This window comes from Bacillus sp. ISL-35 (assembly GCF_018613355.1).
GTDB lineage: Bacteria > Bacillota > Bacilli > Bacillales > Cytobacillaceae > Mesobacillus.
In genome coordinates this window covers 110,263-129,909 of sequence record NZ_JAGGQK010000004.1, presented here as the reverse complement: position 1 = coordinate 129,909, position 19,647 = coordinate 110,263, and the positions used below count along the sequence as shown (strand labels likewise).

Here is a 19,647-nt window from a genome sequence, read left to right as displayed (position 1 = left end):
CCTCCATGCTGTTTTGTTTATATTGAACTTTTCTCTTTTTTATTCACTGGGGTGATAGGCTCTTTACCGTGTAAAACATTCGTGACATTTTCAGCAGCCAGGCTGGCCATTTTTAATCTAGTATTGACGGAAGCGCTACCAATGTGCGGCAAGGTGACAACATTCGGCAGAGTAAGAAGAGGGTGATCAAGAGGTACCGGTTCTTCCTCAAAAACATCCAAGCCAGCTGCCAAGATCTGATTTTGCTTCAATGCATCAAATAAAGCTGCTTCATCAACCAGGCCGCCTCTTGCGGTGTTAACCAAAATTGCCTCTTTTTTCATTAAGGCAAATTCATTTTTCCCGATCATGTGATGAAGTTCAGGATGATATGGAACTAAGATACAAACAAAGTCAGATTCCTTTAACAGCGATTGTAAGTCTGCATACTCTATGTCGAGCTCCTTTTCCTTATCAAGTTTACGAGTTCGGTTATGGTACAACACTCTCATGTCAAATCCTTTTGCCCGTCTGACTAAAGCTTCAGCAATTCTCCCCAAACCAATTATACCAATTGTAGCTCCATATATGTCTTGGCCAGTTAACTGCATCGGTGACCACGCACCCCATTGCCCGCTTCTTAAGAAATCCGAAGCCTCTGTAACCCTTCTTGCCGCCGTCATTAAGAGTGCAAATGTTAAGTCTGCTGTCGTCTCTGTTAATACACCTGGTGTATTAGTGACAACAATCCCTTTTTGCGAAGCTGCATCGATATCGATATTGTTGTATCCTACTGCTAGATTGCTGATGACTTTTAAGTTTTTAGCCTTGCTGATCACTTCCCGATCAATCTGATCGGTCAAAAGGCATAAAAGTCCGTCAGCCTCTTCTATTTCTTTTGACAAAACCTCGCGGGGAACTACAGCATCTTCTTCCTCCCACATTTTCACATGAAAATGCGCTGATAGTTTTTGAATGATTGGATCTGGCAGTTTTCTAGTTACATAAATACTGGCTGTCAACACTTTACCTCCTCACGGCTTTGATTTAGTCTACTGCTCATCGAAAAAAATGATTTTAAAGCAGGGTAAAGTTCGCAATATACTTCATAATATTTCTGATAAACAGCTAATTGTCCGTGCTGAGGTTCAATCCGTACAAAGGTCTCGTTCCGAATGATACCCCTAGCTTCTTCATATGTTGTAAAGTAGCCTGCTGCCTTGCCTGCAATCAAACATGCCCCCAGTGCAGCAGTTTCAGATATATCCTTTATCTCAAATGGATTATCCAAAATATTTGCCTTCATCTGCGCCCAGGCTCTATTTTTGGAACCGCCTCCAATTGATTGGATAGCTGCTTTTGGCATCTTATATTTCTCATTAATAATTTCATATATTTGCTTTAAACCAAAAGAACAACCCTCCAGGATGGAGCGGTACATATCCGCTTTTGTTGAATTCAGATTCAGGCCAACAAAGCTCCCCCTTGCATCCGGATTCCAGATGGGAGAACGCTCACCTTGCATATAAGGTAAAAAAAAGAGCCCGTTGGAACCAATGGGAGATTCATCTGCCAGCTCCTCTAAAGCAAATTTTGAATAACCCTCCTGTTTTAAAAACTGTTCATAAAACCACTGAATGGATGCTCCAGGGAAAGACATCGCTCCATGTGAAAGCCATTTCCCTTTGATGATATGGCATCTATTAAGAAATCGGTTATCTAAAACAGAGGGATTATCTGTACAAACAGTCAAAACATTCGATGTTCCAACTGATTCGAACATTTCATTTGCTTGAATTCCGAGCGCCAGGGCAGAGCATGCCGTATCCGCTCCACCTGCTGCGACAGGAACTACTTGCACCTGAAGTTCCGGACACGTAAACTCACCTATCACCTGACTCGGATCACAAACAGCAGGCAGTGTATCCATATCTATACCAATTTTTCCACAAATCTCTTTTGACCATCTATATGATTGAATATCAAACAGCCCCGAAAAAGATGCATGTGTCCAATCCATAAAAAACTCGCCTGTCAATTTATGAAGAATAAATGTGGATAATGATCCCCACTTGTAGGTCCGGTCGTACAGCTCAGGTTCATGTTTTTTAAACCATAGATGAGTGGTCGCCGTATACATGCCTGGTTCCAAACGGTTACCGGTAATATTGAAGAGGAAGTCTTCCCCTGCCGTTTCTTTAATCCATGCAGCTTCATTTTTACTTCTCTGGTCCAAATACATGATCCCAGGGTATAATGCTTCACCCTCCTGATCCATAAAAACGGAAGAGTTACAAAAAGAAGAGAGTGATATAGCATCAACACTCCCTGCTTTCATAACTTCATTCCAAACCTTCAACAATAATTTCTTTGTGATGGCCCAAAGCTTATTGACATCTACCTCTACCCACCCATTCCGGGGGAAAAGAAGGGAGTACGGCTCAAACTCTAAGTGGCCCCATTCCCCTTCTTTATTCATGGCAGCAACTTTAATTCCGCTAGTACCAATATCGATTCCAATAACGTGAGACATCTTTATCACCTTATCTGTTATTTACTGGCTCGTTCATTAATTCATTATATAACTCAACTGCTTCTCTGACAGTTCCTTTTTCGTGAATAATATGTTTAAAAGATTTAACAACAGCCGTTGGGTTAGGATTATTCCATACAATTCTTCCAAAAGTGATACCAGTTCCTCCAGCGTCAATCACGTCGTATACCATCTGGAAGTAACCTTCGATATTATTGCCGTTATCTCCTCCTGCCACGACAACTTTTGCCGGAGTAGATGACACAACTTTATGGAAAGTATCCGGATCTCCGGTATATTTTGTCTTAACAATATCAATCCCTAATTCAGCACCGGCACGGACAGCATAGGCAACATGCTTCCAATGATTCTTTTCATCATCTGGGATTTGGTTCCCTCTTGGATAGATATGAGCGACCGTCGGAATTCCATATGAAGCGGCTTTTCCTGCGAACAACCCGAGATTGCGAAGTTGTTCAGGCTGATCATCTCCACCTATGATGCATCCCATCGAAACCGCATCAGCACCTAACAGGATAGCCTCCTCTACTTCAGTTACCCATGCATCATAATTAGGCTGCCAAGGCGAGAAAGTGGAGCACTTCAAGATGAAACCCGCTTTCCCTGCATGCTGTCGGAAGCATGTATCCGCAATACCTTTATGCATGGTGATTGAATCTGGACCTCCTGCTACTATTTCACTGACCTTTCGTTCAATCGGCATTAGTTCTTCAAAAATCCCTCTAGCCATAGCCTGGTCCACAGCAACAGCAAGTAGTTTACCAGACTTCTGGTTTAATAAACGGCTTAATCGAATTTCTTTTCCTAATAATGACATAATGAACACTCCTCTTAATTAGTTTTTAGATTGTAATGACAGACTTCATACCTGTTCCATTCCGGACATCATTGATTGCCTGTTCAATGTTATCGAGCGTATAGCCAGTAGTAGTTAGTACTTCTGTATTTATTTGGCCAGAAGCGATAAGTGCTAATGATTGATGATAATTCGCACGAGTTAGGGCTGAAGTTCCATTGACATTAATCTCGTTATAATGAATGATGTTCGGATCAATTTCGGATAGTACTCCCTTTGTAAAACCAGCGAATAAGTTTAAAGTGCCACCTTTTTTCAGCAGGCTTGCGCTGGAGTTAACCAGAGAAGGTACGCCGATTGCCATAATCACTACATCTGCTCCCAATCCATCTGTTTCACTTAGGATAATGTCGTGAAGAGACTCTTCCATCGGGTTTACTGCCAGGTCGGCACCCGCTTCCAGTGCTTTCTCCCTTCTATGGTCAATAGGCTCACTTAAAATAACTTTCTTTGCTCCAGCTATTTTTGCAAGCTGTACATGCATTAATCCAATCGGACCACCGCCAGTTACGACAACGACATCACCCATTTTGACATTCGTTTTTTTCTGCCCATTCAGACAGCAGGCGAGTGGTTCCGCAACTACGGCCTGTTCAAAAGAAACGTTGTCTGGTAATTTAACAAGGTTGCCAGCCTGAATGGCTGTGCCAGGAATTTTTACATATTCAGCAAATCCTCCATCAAATTCATAGCCGATTGCTGTCCTGTTTTCGCAGACATTCTCCTGTCCATTCATACAGTAATGGCATTTACGGCAAGGAATTACCGGCATGATTCCAACTCTATCGCCCTCGAAGAACCCTGTAACTTTTTCCCCAACCTCATCAATCGTTCCTACAAGTTCATGGCCAATAATGGAAGGCGTCCTGACTCCCTTGGTCTTTTTGCCCTCAAAGATCCTCACATCCGTGCCACAAACAGCACTCACATTTACTTTAACCAGCACCTCCTCTTCCCCGATTACTGGTTTTTTCACTTCCTCTAATCTCAACTCATTTGGTCCATGAAATACTGCAGCTTTCATGTGTTTCACTCCATTTCCTTTATCACTAATAATAATTCTAGATTACGGTGGTAATTTCCTTCACGAATATTTCTAGAAACAAGGAAGAATATTTCTTCCTTATTTTTATAGATCAAACCAAGATATTGGCATGGTAATAAACTCTGGAATGAATATAAAGATCAACAATGCTGCAATAGTAACTCCAAACCATGGCAGGGATGCTCTGCTTAGCTTTTCTAGGCTTAGTCCTGTGATATTGCATGTAGCATATAGACATACACCAACCGGTGGTGTTACTAAACCGAAAGATAAAGCAACTACCAGGAAGATGACGAAAAATACTGGATCTATTCCAACCGTTATTACTGCGGGCATCAATATTGGCACAAGGATGAAAATGGCCGCTGTCGCATCCATGAACATTCCTACAATCAGCAGGAATACGAACAGTACCAGCATGATCACGAGCGGGCTGCTGCTTACGCCACTTATGAATGTGGCTATCCTTGTCGGAAGTCCGTCATATTCGAACACCCAGCTGGCTGCCTTGGCCGTTACTGCTATAAACAAGATTGTTCCAGTTGTATTGGCTGTTCTATAAAGAATGCTCGGCAATTGTTTGAACGATAACTTACGGTAGATAAAAACAGCTACAATCAAAGTGTAAAGGACACAGATCGCAGCGGCCTCCGTAGGAGTAAAGTAACCGCTTAGGATTCCGCCAAGCAGAATGACCGGAGCCATCAATGCTGGAAAAGCACGTATAAAATCGCGTCCAAGTTTATCCCAATTAAATTTCTCCTGATGTCCGTAATTGTATTTCTTACTGTAGTAATAATTAAAGATCATAAAGATAATAGAGATCAATATACCGGGTATCAGCCCCCCGAGTAACGCTGCACTTATGGAAACTCCTGCAGTGGAAGCTGCGACAATCATTAAAATACTTGGTGGAATGATCGTTGCGAGCATAGATGTAATCAAGGTGAGAGCTGCTGCATATGGAAGTGGATAGCCATTTTTTGTCATCGCATTAATTTGCATGCGGCCAGTACTTGCGATATCCGCCACTGATGACCCTGCCATCCCAGCAAAAATCAAGCTGGCGATAACATTTACATGTCCCAAGCCACCCTTCATCCATCCAACCATACTTTGTGCAAAATCAAAGATCTTATCGGCGACTCCGCCCTCCTCCATTATGATTCCTGCTAAAATGAACAACGGGACGGCGACCATAATGAAGCTATTCATCGAACTGAACATGGATTGAATCACAACGCTAAGTGGAACATCCGTAAAAAAAAGTACTGCGGCTACGACAGAAATTCCTAGAGATGAAGCAATCGGAATGCCTAATAAAATTAGCAAGAAAAACAGAACTAACAAGAATATAGACAATTACTTCACCCCTTCCCTATAATTTCACGATTATAAAGCAACGACTGGATAATATTCACTATTCCTATAACCGCTGATGCCGGAATGCTTAACCCAATGAGCCACATAGGCAGCAAGAGTGCCGCACTTTTTTCGTGTGTATTGATTTGTTGCGACATCAGTTCGACACCATAAACAATCATGAACAAGAAGAAACCAATAGAAGCAAGGCTATATAGCCAAATGGCTCCTTTTCGGAGAAACTTGGGTCCATACTCCAACAGGATCGTCACGCGGGCAGATTCCGCTTTGCGAAAGCCTAGACCCACTCCCAGGAAAACCATCCATATAAAGATAAAGCGAGTCACTTCTTCTGTCCAAGGGGCAGGAACCCCCAGCAGCCTGCCGAAAACCTGCCATACGACTACGATAAATATCGCTACTGAGGTAATTCCTGCTAATACATCCGTAAATCTATTAAAACCTGCAAATATAATCGAGGTTTTATTCCTTTCTTGTTTGACCATCATGGATCCCCTTTGCATGAATTATTGGTCACGGCTATCAACAGGTTTATTCGCTTTTACCTACAAACTCAAGAATATCGGAGAAGAACTGATCGTCTTTTACTAATTCTTTGAATGTTGGGTATGCCTGTTTTGAAAGCTCTATGAATTGCTGTTGCTGTTCGCTTGTAAGTTCATTAACTTCTACACCTTCGTCTTCCATAAGCTTGATCGCAGTTTCTGCTTCCTTATTGTCATAGTCTAAAGACCAGCCTTGGATTTCTTTAACAGAGTCTGAAATAATCTTTTTCTGTTCATCTGTTAATTTATCAAATTTAGCTTGATTCATTCCGACAAGCCAGCCATCGGCCATATGATTTGAAATTGTCAGGTATTTCTGTACCTCGTACATTTTTGATGCTGTGATAACTCCCAGCGGATTTTCCTGGCCATCAATCGTTTTTAACTGAAGAGCATTATATACTTCGCTAAAGTCCATAGGTGTTGTAACGGTTCCGGCACCTTTGAAAAATTCTACCCATAAAGGATTATTTGGAACACGCAATTTAATTCCCTTTAAGTCTTCCGGCTTGGTAATAGGACGCTTTGAGTTTGTTATCTGTCTAAAGTCCCTCGTCCAATATCCAAGTCCTTTAATGTCGAGCTCTGACACAGAATCAAGCAGTTCTGTACCGAGATCCCCGTTCAGGAATGACAGGAATTGTTCTTTATCATCAAACAGGTAAGGAATACTGATAGCACTGAATCTTGAATCGAAATTTGCATAAAGTGAAGTTGAAAGCACCAGCATGTCTAACCCGCCTGCACCGAGCTGTTTAACGGCTGCAGATGGATCTCCTCCATACAAGGTACCATTAGGATGTACCGTTACTTCAATCTCCCCATTGCTTTTTTCACCAATCACTTTCGCCAGTTCTTTTGCCGCCACCGATACTGACGCATTATCTGGATCGGGTGTTGAAATTTTTAGTGTGATTTTTTCCCCTGCCGCAGTTTCCCCTCCCGAACTGCTGCTGCCGCAAGCTGCCAAACCTACCGCTAAAACAAGAACCAATAATAAAGATACAAGCTTTTTCATATTTACCCCCCTGGTTTTAGGATTGATAACGCTTTCTTTTTATAAAAAAAGAAAGAAATTACCACATCCTGATTTTTCAGAAAATTCTTTGTTCTGAATAAATCATAGCACACGGTGGTAATTTCCTTCAAGAAAAAATTAAAAAAAATGAATTAAATTTTCAAAATATTATACTGGAAAAATTACATTTTTTTATCTATCGTAGATTTCCTCGTTTTTTGCAGGTTCTGATAATAGTATTCATACTTTTCGTTTGCTACAGATGCAACTAAAATATCAATGATGGTCAACTGAGCAATCCTTGAAGCAATCGCATCCGTACGGAACATGGTCTCATTAGATGCCGTTTGTAAAACTATATCCGATATTGTCGTGATTGGGGATTTTGATGAATTTGTGATACAGATTAGTGTTGCCCCAGCCTCTTTTGCGATTTTCATCGCATTAAGTACATCTGTGCTTGACCCGGTATGTGAAATGCCGATTACTACATCATTTTTTGATAAAACGCTGGCAGACATAGCCTGAAGAATTGAATCATTATACGCATAAGACTTGATTCCCAGTTTAAGCAATTTGTGCTGGGCATCCAACGCAACTGTCCCTGATCCGCCCGAACCGTAAAACTCAATTGTACCGGCTTCTTTAATGGCCTCCACTGCTTTTTCAAGCTGCTCATCGCTGCAAACCTCAACTGAATCATATAATGCCTGAATATTTGATTGGAATACCTTTCTTTTAATCATCCTGACCGTATCATCTTTTTCTATCACTTCATGTATTTGCTTAACAGGTTCGATTACTTCCTTTGCCAGGTGGATTTTCATATCTTGGAATCCCTTATAACCTAAGCGCTTACATAACCGAACAACAGAAGATTCGCTTGTTTCACTACGCTCTGATACTTCCGTAATCGAGAGATGGATGATTTCTTCCTGGTTATTCTGGATAAACTCAACAATCTTTTTTTCTGAATCCCTTAACTTAGGCATCGCCGCATTCAGCCTTGTAAAGAACCCAGGATTCGGATTAACATTTAATTCACTCATTATTGCCTCCTAAAATATATGTACAAAGAATAATTTTATTTTACTATACCTGTTTTATATTTAACTAGTACAATTCTTGAGAAAACATGATTGACCGTTAGCTCTGGCATTACTTTGCAAAAAATCAATCTACCCACTATTGTTTACATTAATTCCGGTTTCCAATGGCAAAACAATAACCGTCTCAATTCTATCTATGCATATTGTGACCATGTACCTCCCAGAACCTCTTTCTTGGGGCGCAAGATTATCTGTATTAGAAGAATAATTATAAGGGGGCTGCATCTGCCTGACAAATATCCCGATGACGGAGTTTGTCTGATGAAAGTTTACTTACCCATGCATAGGTTTGAAGAATTCCCGATTTTCACTCTGTTAAGGAGAGTAAATGGATCAACTTTTTGGGTTTCAGGTTTATCACGGGATTTTCATGCTTGTTGGATATGCTTGGTGTCTTTTTAATATTGCTTTTTCCATTAGCTCCTGTCTTTCGTGTCTGGTTATCTGATATTCTTATAATTCTAGAAGACTATCCCTGAGAATTATCTGGCGGACAAAAGCAGCGTGTTGCCATTGCCAGGACACTTGCCATAGAACCAAAGGTCATGCTGTTCGATGAACCTACCTCCGCCATCGAACCCGAGATGCCAGAGAAGTCCTCAAGGTTATGAAAGATCTCGCCTAAGAAGTCATGACGATGGTGGTCGTAACTCATGAAATGAGATTTACCCGTAAATTCGGCGATCACATCATCTTTATGGATGGCGGGTATACTGTTGAGTAGGATGTACCTAGCGAATTATTTGGCAATCCAAAACATGAACTTACTAAGGCATTCCTAGGACAGGTATTATAAGTGAAAAGAAGGATGAAGCAACATCGATATGCTTCATCCTTCACATTTCATTTTTCATCTTTAACCTATTCATGCTATTAAATTCCCCTACTCCAAGCATAACACATAAACCGAGCATCAGAAGTAAGCCACCTTTGTGCATAGGAGAGCTCATACAACTCTTTGTGCTCAAAAAAAAGCTTCTTAGCATATGGGAGTTTGACTTCCCTGACCGCTTCATTTAGCAAATTCAGTAAACGCTTTTCCTTTTCACTCAATTGAATAAAATCAGCATCTTCCTTTTCTTTAGCAATAACTTTTACCAACTCTTTGGCTTCAGCACCTAGCAACTTAAAGTTTAAAGGCTCCGTTATACGATTCCATTCCTTAAGAATCATACTCCTCGCAGAACTATATTGCTGTTTTTCCATAAAATTATTCAAGCTATATACAACACTCTCAATTTTCACAGTTCATCCCGTCCACCTGATTATTATATATCTACCTATTATATTAATTTAGGACTTAAGGACTAGTCAATATTATTCTAAATATTCACAAACTATTTCTGTTAATATATATTTCTACATTTTCTTCTCTGGTTTCACTAGGTCCCTACGACTGTCGATTCATTTGCCTGCCTTTCCCCAATGATCAGTTATCCCCCTCAAATTCATACTGAATAAGAAAGCCGTGGCACATGGGGCAAAAGTGCAAAAAAATACTGGCGCCAAACTCATAGGCAGCCAGTTTTCATCCGGTGATTGTTTTTAGATCAATAATCAAATCGTCCATCAGCTTTTGAATTGTCATTTCCTCACTATTCGTTCCTTTTTCGAAAGTCCTTTTCATTACATCGAAAAAGAGCTCCTGATTCCATTCTGTCGGTTTCTCCTGAGTGTCCATTTTAAAGCCTCCCGATTGATCTACAATGACATCATTCTATTAAACTTAATATAAATTGTAAATAGATTTCCAAAAATAAAATGTTAATTATGGAACATCCTGCTATTAATTGTCAGAAATTCGTACCATTTGTACCTTTTTCTATGATAAAATACTAGTAAATATTACAAGAATTGGAGTGCTGTCGAAAAAATGAAGAAACAAGCCGCTACTCTTATGACTGCTGCCCTTCTGTCTACGACGTTTGCCGGAATTGCCTCTGCCGATACATATACTGTTAAAAAAGGGGATACCTTATCCCGAATTGCTTCTACATATAAAACTAGTGTTTCAGAATTAAAAAAGACAAATAAACTGTCTTCAGATTTAATTTATGCAAATCAGAAGCTGGCGGTTCCTCCATTCGCCCAGAAAACAACAATCTCTGCTCCGACAGTGGTTAAACCAACTGCCGCTCAAAAAGCTGCAGTTAATAAGGCTGAAGTGTATACCGTAAAGAGCGGCGACACTCTTAGCAAGATTGCTGCCAGCCACAAAATCAAGCTGGCTGACCTGATGAGCTTGAATGACATCAAGGGACACCTCATCTATCCTGGACAAAAACTGAAAGTTTCCAACGGAACAGCTGTGAAAGGAGCAGTACAGACCGTTACAGCAAAGAAGGAACCGGTGAAACCGGCTTCACCTGTACATACTCCGGCAAAGACCGAACAATCAGATTACATTATTAAGTCCGGTGATACATTAAGCAAAATTGCCTTCCGGTATGATATGACTGTCAAGCAGTTGAAGGAGCTTAACAATCTTTCTTCCGATCTTATCTTTGTTGGCCAGAAACTGAAAGTCAACAAACAGACTGAATCTAAAGCCAAAGTATCAACCGAGCAAACTGTTCAACAGCCAACCTCAGCTGCTGAGTCAAATGTGATATCCATTGCCAAAGAATACATGGGCGTCCCTTATCTCTGGGCAGGAAGCACACCTGATGGATTTGACTGCAGTGGATTCATCTATTACGCCTACAACAAAGCTGGAAAGCAGATGGGACGTTATTCATCAGAAGGATATTACAACCGCTCTTTCTATGTGAACGAGCCGCAGCCCGGAGATCTTGTATTCTTTGAAAACACCTATAAGAAGGGCATCTCCCATATGGGAATCTATCTTGGGAACAACGAATTCATCCATGCTGGCACTTCAGGCGGCGTCATGATTTCCAGCTTGAGTGAGACCTACTATGCTAAACATTTTGAAGGGTTTAAGAGATTCTACTAAATCAATGTCTTTGTATTTACCACAGTCATAAAGCAATAAAACATGGAGCAGGAAATTTCCTGCTCCATGTTTTTCGCCTATTTATTTTACTGCTTCATTTCTTTCAGCTCTTAACTCCATTTTTTCCTGAGACGTTAACAGTACGGTACCTGCATATACAAAGGCCGCGACCGCAAAAATAGCCATGCCAATGAAAAACCTCTTTGAAACACCTGTCATCTTGATTCCCCCACACTAACTCAAAAGTATTCACACTCTTAGTCGTTATGGAAGCTTGTCTCGTTTCAGTTTTTTGTTCGACAAAAAACACAATCCATCATTATTTAGACAGACTTTCTCCATTAAGAAGGTTGCTTTTCATCACGGGATAAACTCTGGTTCTTATCCAGAGGACAAATAAGGTAAATGGAATAGAAAAGAGCAGTCCTAATAAGACAATCGGACCGTAGAAGAAGACGCCGGCTATAATGACGAAGGAGAACAAAATAGGGATGACATAGACAATCAGGAATAAAACATTCAAGTACACCAGGGACATGTATTTCCCTTTACTTGCGGCATTCTTGGTCTGTTTTGCTTGATGATGTAGTTCTTTGATTTCACTTAGGGCTTCTTTGATCACCTTGAACAGAATTTCTCCTCCTAACAAAAGCTATATTAAAAACGGGCTGCCTTCCTCTTTTTGTTGCGTTGGCGGTTTCTAGGGGGAACAATAAAGGGTTTAAATTTAAACTTGCCGTATATCAGCAAAATGAATTCTGGCAAAGCAATGGCCACGGAATATTGTATTGTGATGCAAAGGAACAGAATGAAGAACATTCCGATGCTTCCCTCCATGTTGGATATGGAGCGGGCTAGAGAGCCTGCAATCATGACAATCCCGAACACACCTGCACCTGTCAGGTAATTTTTCGTTTCTTTAAAATTATAAAGGCCTTCGCCTTCTTTTCTTAGTTCCCCTTGCTTAGCCCTTTTGAAGGCCCTGACTGTCATCAAGATTAATAAGAGAATCCCGCCTGCCATTAAGAGAAAACCAGTATTAAATATATACTGTGGTGCATCCTCCAAATCAGCGACCGTAAAAAAGAACAAGTAATAATCAATCGAAAATTTGAACGCTACGAGTGTAGCAAAAATCAGCTGCAATTTTTGAAGCGCATAGGAAATAGGAGTGATTGAAAATAAAATCGATAATAGTAACTGGGCTCCAAAAATCACTGTCGCGACTTTCACTGAGGTTTGAAGTAAAGAGCTCGCCAAATAGGTACCGTTGATTACTCCAAATAATGAGACAATCCAAGCCACTCCTCCAAATACAATCGCACCCCAAAAGAAGCCAGGAACACTGTCCGGTCTCAAGCGGCCATAACCAGCCATTTTGATTTTGAAAAGATCCTCTTCTTTGACTGACATTTTACTCTCCTTAAATCAGGGATGGGAGCCTTAGCTTTTAAAAAATTAAGTACTCCCTCTATCTTATTTAAAAAATCCAACCATCACTTGTTTGAACAGATTACGTTTTCCTTCTTCCTTGAACGTCTTTTTAGCCAGTGAGCCTGGTTTCAGTTTACTGAAGAAAGGGCTGTCGGCTTTTTGGACGTTTTCCGGTTCGCGGACAAAGAGTTCGCCTGGTTTGGCTCCCTTTTTCACCTCGGTCTTTCCGCCGACTTCTAGACCCTTTTTGATTTTGCGTTTTTCTACTTTTCCTACTTCATTCAGGATATAGACATAACTGTTTTTCTTGCCTTTATCTAATGAACGTTGTGGAACGACTGCCGCATTGACCACCTGGTTGGTGACGACTGAAACATCGACATGTGTGCCGTGTACAATCTCTTCCTCTTCTAGTTCAAGTTGAATCTCAAACGGAAATTGGCTTTCTTTTTTTACCGAAGGATCAGAATCTGGATGTTTCGCAATTTTAGTGAGCGTACCGCCGATTGCACCTTTGAGCATATCCGATTTTACGTACACTTCCATGCCTTCCTGGACATTTTTCAGGTCTCTTTCTGAAAAGGTCCCTTCAACCTTTGGCGTGTCTGAAATGATCGTCACGATTGGATTATTCAGTTCGTAATCGATTTTCTTCACCGATCCAGCGACTTCGCTGCTGATTTCAAGCTGGTCGCTGCCGTCGTATGAATCGATCAGGTCATCGTACTTGTCGATTTCTGCTTCCACACGGCTTTTTTCCAGTTCCTTGTCATAGATTTCTTTCTCGATTGATACTGCCATCAGATCGTTTGACGAATCGGCTGCTGTTCCGTTGCCGGCAACAGGCAGACTATTGTCAGTTGTGGAGGCGGAAACAGTCTGCAGGTAGGAAAGCTGCTTTATTTGTTCATCAAGCAATGTCGCCTCTGTTTCCAGCTGGTCTTTCTCTGCCTCGAGCCTTGCCAGCTCCTTGTCGATGTTATCAGAGGAATATTCAAAAAGCGGAGTTCCGGTATCCACCTCGTCGCCTTCTTTTACAAGAAAGCTTTTAAACTCGCTGGAATTGGGATCATAGTAAACATGATGCTCCTCCTCAGGAGTGACGACACCTTCTGCATGAAGGGTTTCTGTCAGCGTCTCCTTCCCGATTTTCGCCCAGTTATTGATATAGGAGGAGCGAACCGCCTTGCCGTCATCCTTGAGTGCCAGATAGAGATTGCCTGATACGAATAGAATTCCTGCGGACAACAGGATGACCGTCTTCTTTTTCATGGTTATTCCCCTCCCTTAAAGGATATTTTCCATTCGAACAAATGAAATGAGAGCCGCAAAAAGCCATATGACAAGATGAATGACGATCACGAGCAGCAGGATGATCTTCGGATTTTTGTCTGTCATTGCTTTTAAATACTTGTATTCTATGAAAATAGCCCAGATTTTAAAGATTGATATGTAGGCAAGGAACTGGATGATGAAATCATTTCCTGTTATGTATTGAGCGATTACACCTAATGAAAACGGTGAAGATATTTTTGTCAGCCCAAGATATATTGCCATCGGCACAATCAATAATTTTTCCAGAAGCAAGATCGGCATAACGAACAGTTGGATGGTGAGCAATCTCTTGAACTCCAGGTCTGTCAACGTCCAGAAAAACAATGCCGGCAGGAAGAGCATGATAGCGCCGAAAAATAGTCCCTGGATGATCTGCCCTGCAAGAAACAGGGCTTTATTCATTTCATATTCTGCCCTTGGGATCGAGGTCAGTTTTTTTGATAAGTATTCGGAATCCACTCCAAAATAGGCGCTGAACCCGAAAATCAATCCGCTCAGCAGGATGAACAGGATCGTTTTTTTCCAGATCCCCGGAAACCGTTCTGTATCTCTTAGCTTATATGTATAGTAGTTATAGTTAAAAAGTCCGCGGATTACTTCTATTCTGTTCTCCATTTCTAGGCCCCCAGATTGTAGTTGCTTGTCTACCTTCTATTTTATATGAATGATTTCCATTATTGAAATATTAACCAATACCTCTATGAAAGTTGGACGATTAGTCCCATGATTTTGTTTCATCTTACTTCCCCACTCCTCGAATGGCTCTTTTTTGGGTATAATAGAAGAATATGTTTTTTTCTTATTTTGATTTTAACAAAGCTTGTCCGATGTACTTGTCGAATTATGCCATATATTTTGAAAAAGAACGAACGATGCTGCGTGAACGGGGGAATCGCTGTGGCTGTCATACCTGATAACCAGGCACCGATTTTTAAAGAAGCTGCCGCAAAACTGAATACGATCCTTAAATCCGAGGTCGAGGAGGACGCCCGCCTTGTACAGAAAGGGCTGATGCTCTATCGCCAGGGGACAGTCCACCACCTGAAATACATGGTGAAATCGATCTGGGCAACAGTCCAGGACGTGACACCGGTCCGTGTGTACATAAATGTTTCCGATCCTGAGGAGAGCAGCTGCACCTGCCCTGCCGACTCATTTTGCCGGCATCGGCTGGCTGCGTTTTTCCAGGCATACAGCGATGTCGCGAGTGTATCCTACTGGGTCGAAGCCTGGCGCAAGCCTGCAAAGGAACAGCTGAACGCCGAAAAATGGGGACTGCAGCGCGCGAAGGATCTGGTGAAAAAGAACAACCGGACGGATCATGATTATGACAGCTGGGCCGCCTCTTTCCGGGAAAACTTCGAGGAAATCGTCCTTGGCCAGGGCGAACCGCGTGCTTATGTTGTGCCCGGGTTATTTCGCTCGTATATTCGCCGCGTGGAGGTCTCCGCACCGCTTGAATCTGTATGGAAAAACCTCTATCTGATTGCGGCGTCGGTCCATTCATTCAATTTGCTCACCGATCTGGCTATTGATTCCGGCCACGACGAGGAGGCGACGATGGACCGGTATTACCGGCCGCTGTTTGAGGATTTGTTCCATGACGCCGAGGAATACATCGAGCGGCTCGCTTACGGAACGATGCCATTTTCGTTTGATACATTCCTGGAGCGCTTGAAGGATGATGCCGTCAGATTGACAGAGCCTGACGCTACTGGGGGCTATGACCGGATTGATTTATACCGCTTGCTGTGGGAAAAGCTTTTTAAAAACACTGGGTGGCGCGAGGCTGAGTTAGCAAGGCTTGAAGCGTTTGGCGATGGCAAACGGGATCGGGTTGAGGAAGTCGCCTTGATTCACCAGCTTGTTTTAGCAAAGCAGGACGGGGAGGCACTGAAACGATTCACTGCTCTACCTGTTAGCTCCCTTCCTTTTATGTTTTACTGGCTGGACGGTTTCCGTGTACAGCGCGAGTGGAACCGGATGGCACCGTTCATCGATTACCTCGTCCAGCAGCTGCGGAATTATCTGAAGCACCTGGGTGAGTATTACACTTGCAAGAAATTCACACGCTATGCGTTGAAGCTTGTCGGTGCTTACACCCGAGAGATTGGCCGCGGCGAACTGTATGACCGAGCGCTGGCACAGGCGATGCCGTACAGCTTTTACGAATATGAAGATTCTTTGTTTGAAAAAGGCCAGTACGAACAATGGGGCGAGCTCCAATCGTACTTTGGCTTTGAATATAATTCGATTTCGAACGACCGCCTTAAAGAATTACAAAAGGCGGCGCCTGAGGTTTTAATCCCCTTGTACCACCAAATGGTCGGGGACCTGATCGACATGAAAAACCGCAGCAGCTACAAGCAGGCCGCACGATTGCTGAAAAAACTGCGGACAGTTTATAAAAAACTGAAGCGTGTGCCCGAGTGGGAAGAGTTTTTCGCGAAGCTGCTCGTGAAAACGAAGAGACTGAGGGCGTTTCATGAAGAGCTGACACGGAGCAAGCTGATTGAGGTAGAGTGATGGAAATCGGGGACTGTTCTTAAGCGCAAGGTCAACTGAACCGTCCCCATGTCCCAAGGAGGTGTTTTTTGATGCTTGAGATCAAGCAGATTCATATAGATGTGGTACCGGTTGTGGGCGGTCGTTATTTTTTGAGAGCCGAGGATTTTGATGGCTTCGAGCTTAAGACCGCTGAATGGAAGAAGCTGCTGTTTTTCCGTCATAAGGAGAGTTATTACGGAACGATGGTGGAGTCTGACAAGTGGGGCGTTTCTGAGGGAGTGACCCTTAGCGCGTGGCAGCTCGTGACGCTGTTCGGCGAGGAAAGCTTCAACCGGCTTGTTGAGTGGGAATGGGACGATGTTGGCGATATCTGTCTATCCACGGCCCATGCGATTTTTGATGCGATCCTTGCGAAGGAGTGGCATCCTGATTTTACCCAGCTTGATGGCGAGGATTTCCGATGGAAGCTTCCAGAGAGCGTGCTTGATGAATTCCATGAGCCGTTCTGGGAGGAAGAACTTGTGATTGGTGACAAAAAGCTGCTGGTGCGGGAGTTCGTAGCGGAGTTGTTCCATCACAGTTTGGAGTCATACTTCCATGAAAATGAGACGATGAAATACCTGCTTGGCGATAAGCTGGATGTGCTGCGGAATAAGCAGCTTTCGGCCACGCAGTTGGCAGCTTATTTTGATGAGGATCGCTGGCTGGAGTGGATTGGCCTCAAGGAAAATCCGGCGCCATTTTCGATCGGGATGCGCCTCGAGGAGCCGATGGATGATTTCGGTGATTGGAAACTGGGCTTATTTTTACGCGGAAAAGAAGAGCCAATGATGATTGAAGCCCGTGATTATGGGAGCTACCCTGCCGGCTGGGATGACTTCAGTGATAAGGTTGAAGACGAAGAAAAGCGGCTGGCGTCAATTTTTCCATGGATTGAGGAAGATGGCCGTTTGAAGTCGACCCTCACCGAGGATGAAGCCTGGATGTTTTTAACCGAGGCGAGCGAGACGCTGATTGCGCTCGGCATTGAAATCCTCCTCCCTTCCTGGTGGGAAGCGATCAAGAACGCAAACTTGAAGGTGAAGGCAAGATTGAAGGGCCAGACTGGCTACCGCCGTTCGTTCGTCGGCCTGAACGCGATGCTCGACTATGACTGGCGTTTCTCGATGAACGGAGTGGACTTGAGCGAGGATGACTTTCAGCGCCTTGTGAATGAAAAGCGCCGGCTCGTTTATCTGAAGGGCCGATGGATCAAGCTTGACCATGGCTTTATCCGCCAGATCCAGGAAATGATGAAAAAAGCAGATAAAGAAGGCTTGCACATCCGTGACCTTCTGCAGCAGGAGCTTTCCGATGAGGAAGAAGATGGCGAAGCACTTGATGATCCGCGCGCGTTCGCGAAAATCCAGATCGAGCTGAATCGCCACTGGAAGCAGATGATGAAGCAGCTGTCGGAAACGAAGGAAATCCCGGATTCACCGGTGCCTGCGGGCTTGCACGGTGAGCTGCGCCCGTACCAGAAGCTCGGCATGAATTGGCTGCTGTTCCTGCGGAAGTATGGGTTCGGCGCCTTGCTTGCCGATGATATGGGCCTCGGGAAGACGATCCAGCTGATTTCTTATATCCTGTCGGTAAAAGAGCAGGAAGGTGACGGGCATCCGTCGTTGATCATCTGCCCTACGTCCGTGCTTGGCAACTGGCAAAAAGAAGTCGAGCGCTTCGCCCCGGACCTGCGCGTCCATCTGCATTACGGACCGAACCGCCTGAAGGGTACTCTTTTTAACGAAGAAGCGATGGCATCGGATATAGTGCTGACTTCCTACGGATTGACGCACCTTGATTTTGATGATCTTGAGAGCGTTGAATGGAGCAGCATTGCGATTGATGAGGCGCAAAATATTAAGAACGCCGATACAAAGCAGTCGCGCGCAGTAAGGAAGCTGAAGGGCAAGCACCATATCGCCCTGACCGGGACGCCGATGGAAAACCGGTTGTCTGAGTTGTGGTCGATCTTCGACTTCACGAATCGAGGCTACCTTGGCAGTGCAGGACAATTCCAGAAAGAATTTATTTTGCCGATTGAGAAGGAAGATAAAAAAGAAAAAATCACCAAGCTGCAGTCATTGATCAAGCCGTTCCTGCTGAGACGGACGAAGAAGGATGAAGAAGTCGCACTGAACCTGCCGGACAAGGTCGAACAGAAGGAATACTGCCCGCTGTCTGCCGAGCAGGCTTCCTTATACGAGCAGCTCGTCAAGGACACGTTCGCACAAATCGAAACATTGTCCAGCTTCGAGCGCAAAGGCCTGATTCTGCAGCTGTTGAGCAGGCTGAAGCAGCTGTGCAATCATCCAGCACTTTATTTAAAGGAAGAAAATCCGAAGCATTTGATTGACCGGTCTGCGAAGATGGAGAAGATGATCGATCTCGTGAGCGCAGTCCTCGAACAGGAAGAAAGCTGCATCATTTTTACCCAGTATATTGGAATGGGCGAGATGATACAGGCTGCACTGAAAAAGAAATTCGGCATCGATGTACCGTTTCTGAACGGCAGCCTGCCAAAGACGAAGCGTGATGAGCTGATTACGAAATTCCAGAATCGTGAGTTCCCTGTGTTCCTGCTGTCACTCAAGGCCGGAGGAACCGGGCTCAACCTTACCGCGGCGAACCATGTTGTCCATTACGACCGTTGGTGGAATCCAGCCGTCGAAAACCAGGCAACCGACCGCGCCTACCGCATCGGACAGAGCCGGTTCGTGCACGTGCACAAGCTGATCAGCACCGGCACGCTTGAAGAGAAAATTGATGCTATGCTCGAGAAAAAACAGTCATTGAACGACCAGATTATTCAGAGTGACAGCTGGATCACTGAGCTTTCTACGGATGAATTGCATGATTTGGTGTTTTTATCATAAGTAAAACGGA

General features: G+C 43.4%; 18 protein-coding genes and 1 pseudogene. 4 read left to right on the top strand and 15 right to left on the bottom strand.

Annotated features, from left to right (window positions below; all coding sequences use genetic code 11):
- Positions 1-17: 17 nt before the first annotated feature.
- From J7E38_RS06795 to J7E38_RS06760, 8 genes are all read right to left on the bottom strand, one after another.
- Entirely contained in the window at positions 18-1,001 is a 984-nt protein-coding gene (locus J7E38_RS06795) for a 2-hydroxyacid dehydrogenase (RefSeq protein ID WP_214706039.1), read from the bottom strand.
- Positions 998-2,512, bottom strand: a complete 1,515-nt coding sequence (locus tag J7E38_RS06790; RefSeq protein ID WP_215038337.1) for a xylulokinase — start codon at positions 2,510-2,512, stop codon at positions 998-1,000. The genes J7E38_RS06795 and J7E38_RS06790 overlap by 4 nt, the downstream gene beginning before the upstream one ends.
- 10 nt (positions 2,513-2,522) lie before the next feature.
- Positions 2,523-3,350: a class I fructose-bisphosphate aldolase gene (locus J7E38_RS06785; RefSeq protein ID WP_214706037.1), complete on the bottom strand. Its 828-nt coding sequence runs from the start codon at positions 3,348-3,350 to the stop codon at positions 2,523-2,525.
- Positions 3,351-3,375: 25 nt separating this feature from the next.
- Positions 3,376-4,413, bottom strand: coding sequence for a zinc-dependent dehydrogenase (locus tag J7E38_RS06780; RefSeq protein WP_214706036.1), 1,038 nt, complete (start codon positions 4,411-4,413; stop codon positions 3,376-3,378).
- 105 nt (positions 4,414-4,518) lie between these two features.
- Positions 4,519-5,796 (bottom strand): TRAP transporter large permease, encoded by a 1,278-nt coding sequence (locus J7E38_RS06775; RefSeq protein WP_214706035.1) that lies wholly within the window; start codon positions 5,794-5,796, stop codon positions 4,519-4,521.
- 5 nt (positions 5,797-5,801) lie between these two features.
- Positions 5,802-6,302 (bottom strand): TRAP transporter small permease, encoded by a 501-nt coding sequence (locus tag J7E38_RS06770; RefSeq protein WP_214706034.1) that lies wholly within the window; start codon positions 6,300-6,302, stop codon positions 5,802-5,804.
- Positions 6,303-6,348: 46 nt separating this feature from the next.
- Positions 6,349-7,380 carry a DctP family TRAP transporter solute-binding subunit gene (locus J7E38_RS06765; protein WP_214706033.1) on the bottom strand — a complete coding sequence of 344 codons (1,032 nt, stop codon included), beginning with the start codon at positions 7,378-7,380 and terminating at the stop codon, positions 6,349-6,351.
- A 182-nt stretch (positions 7,381-7,562) separates the two neighbouring features.
- Positions 7,563-8,429 (bottom strand): MurR/RpiR family transcriptional regulator, encoded by an 867-nt coding sequence (locus J7E38_RS06760; RefSeq protein WP_214706032.1) that lies wholly within the window; start codon positions 8,427-8,429, stop codon positions 7,563-7,565.
- A gap of 539 nt (positions 8,430-8,968) precedes the next feature.
- Here J7E38_RS06760 and J7E38_RS23850 point away from each other — a divergent pair.
- Positions 8,969-9,285: pseudogene (locus J7E38_RS23850) on the top strand (ATP-binding cassette domain-containing protein); the annotation flags it as partial.
- Between the two features lie 77 nt (positions 9,286-9,362).
- Here J7E38_RS23850 and J7E38_RS06750 read toward each other — a convergent pair.
- Both J7E38_RS06750 and J7E38_RS06745 read right to left on the bottom strand, forming a co-directional pair.
- Positions 9,363-9,734, bottom strand: a complete 372-nt coding sequence (locus J7E38_RS06750; protein ID WP_214706031.1) for a hypothetical protein — start codon at positions 9,732-9,734, stop codon at positions 9,363-9,365.
- A 283-nt stretch (positions 9,735-10,017) separates the two neighbouring features.
- Positions 10,018-10,170, bottom strand: a complete 153-nt coding sequence (locus J7E38_RS06745) for a YwzD family small protein (protein ID WP_214706030.1) — start codon at positions 10,168-10,170, stop codon at positions 10,018-10,020.
- A gap of 192 nt (positions 10,171-10,362) precedes the next feature.
- On the opposite strand from J7E38_RS06745, the gene J7E38_RS06740 reads away from it, so the two are divergent.
- Positions 10,363-11,445: a C40 family peptidase gene (locus J7E38_RS06740; protein WP_214706029.1), complete on the top strand. Its 1,083-nt coding sequence runs from the start codon at positions 10,363-10,365 to the stop codon at positions 11,443-11,445.
- An 81-nt stretch (positions 11,446-11,526) separates the two neighbouring features.
- On the opposite strand, the gene J7E38_RS06735 is transcribed toward J7E38_RS06740, so the two are convergent.
- The 5 genes from J7E38_RS06735 to J7E38_RS06715 form a co-directional block, all read right to left on the bottom strand.
- Positions 11,527-11,664 (bottom strand): hypothetical protein, encoded by a 138-nt coding sequence (locus tag J7E38_RS06735; protein WP_214706028.1) that lies wholly within the window; start codon positions 11,662-11,664, stop codon positions 11,527-11,529.
- 100 nt (positions 11,665-11,764) lie between these two features.
- The gene (locus J7E38_RS06730) at positions 11,765-12,067 is read right to left on the bottom strand and encodes a hypothetical protein (RefSeq protein WP_214706027.1); all 303 of its coding nucleotides are present in this window, start codon (positions 12,065-12,067) and stop codon (positions 11,765-11,767) included.
- Between the two features lie 35 nt (positions 12,068-12,102).
- Positions 12,103-12,858, bottom strand: a complete 756-nt coding sequence (locus J7E38_RS06725) for a hypothetical protein (RefSeq protein WP_214706026.1) — start codon at positions 12,856-12,858, stop codon at positions 12,103-12,105.
- Between the two features lie 63 nt (positions 12,859-12,921).
- Complete coding sequence (locus J7E38_RS06720) at positions 12,922-14,151, bottom strand: efflux RND transporter periplasmic adaptor subunit (RefSeq protein ID WP_214706025.1); 1,230 nt, start codon at positions 14,149-14,151, stop codon at positions 12,922-12,924.
- Between the two features lie 15 nt (positions 14,152-14,166).
- The gene (locus tag J7E38_RS06715; protein ID WP_214706024.1) at positions 14,167-14,829 is read right to left on the bottom strand and encodes a hypothetical protein; all 663 of its coding nucleotides are present in this window, start codon (positions 14,827-14,829) and stop codon (positions 14,167-14,169) included.
- A 282-nt stretch (positions 14,830-15,111) separates the two neighbouring features.
- Between J7E38_RS06715 and J7E38_RS06710 the strand changes: the two genes are divergently transcribed.
- Together J7E38_RS06710 and J7E38_RS06705 are read left to right on the top strand one after the other, a co-directional pair.
- Complete coding sequence (locus J7E38_RS06710; protein WP_214706023.1) at positions 15,112-16,740, top strand: SWIM zinc finger family protein; 1,629 nt, start codon at positions 15,112-15,114, stop codon at positions 16,738-16,740.
- A 71-nt stretch (positions 16,741-16,811) separates the two neighbouring features.
- A complete protein-coding gene (locus tag J7E38_RS06705; protein WP_214706022.1) occupies positions 16,812-19,637 on the top strand; it encodes a DEAD/DEAH box helicase in 2,826 nt (941 codons plus the stop codon).
- Positions 19,638-19,647: the final 10 nt, after the last annotated feature.

Excerpts from the sequence above, each read along its gene's own strand:
- J7E38_RS06790 (WP_215038337.1), bottom strand. The coding sequence starts at position 2,512 with ATGTCTCACGTTATTGGAATCGATATTGGTACTAGCGGAATTAAAGTT.
- J7E38_RS06785 (WP_214706037.1), bottom strand. The coding sequence starts at position 3,350 with ATGTCATTATTAGGAAAAGAAATTCGATTAAGCCGTTTATTAAACCAG.
- J7E38_RS06780 (WP_214706036.1), bottom strand. The coding sequence starts at position 4,413 with ATGAAAGCTGCAGTATTTCATGGACCAAATGAGTTGAGATTAGAGGAA.
- J7E38_RS06770 (WP_214706034.1), bottom strand. The coding sequence starts at position 6,302 with ATGGTCAAACAAGAAAGGAATAAAACCTCGATTATATTTGCAGGTTTT.
- J7E38_RS06765 (WP_214706033.1), bottom strand. The coding sequence starts at position 7,380 with ATGAAAAAGCTTGTATCTTTATTATTGGTTCTTGTTTTAGCGGTAGGT.
- J7E38_RS06760 (WP_214706032.1), bottom strand. The coding sequence starts at position 8,429 with ATGAGTGAATTAAATGTTAATCCGAATCCTGGGTTCTTTACAAGGCTG.
- J7E38_RS06745 (WP_214706030.1), bottom strand. The coding sequence starts at position 10,170 with ATGGACACTCAGGAGAAACCGACAGAATGGAATCAGGAGCTCTTTTTC.
- J7E38_RS06740 (WP_214706029.1), top strand. The coding sequence starts at position 10,363 with ATGAAGAAACAAGCCGCTACTCTTATGACTGCTGCCCTTCTGTCTACG.
- J7E38_RS06735 (WP_214706028.1), bottom strand. The coding sequence starts at position 11,664 with ATGACAGGTGTTTCAAAGAGGTTTTTCATTGGCATGGCTATTTTTGCG.
- J7E38_RS06725 (WP_214706026.1), bottom strand. The coding sequence starts at position 12,858 with ATGTCAGTCAAAGAAGAGGATCTTTTCAAAATCAAAATGGCTGGTTAT.
- J7E38_RS06720 (WP_214706025.1), bottom strand. The coding sequence starts at position 14,151 with ATGAAAAAGAAGACGGTCATCCTGTTGTCCGCAGGAATTCTATTCGTA.
- J7E38_RS06715 (WP_214706024.1), bottom strand. The coding sequence starts at position 14,829 with ATGGAGAACAGAATAGAAGTAATCCGCGGACTTTTTAACTATAACTAC.
- J7E38_RS06705 (WP_214706022.1), top strand. The coding sequence starts at position 16,812 with ATGCTTGAGATCAAGCAGATTCATATAGATGTGGTACCGGTTGTGGGC.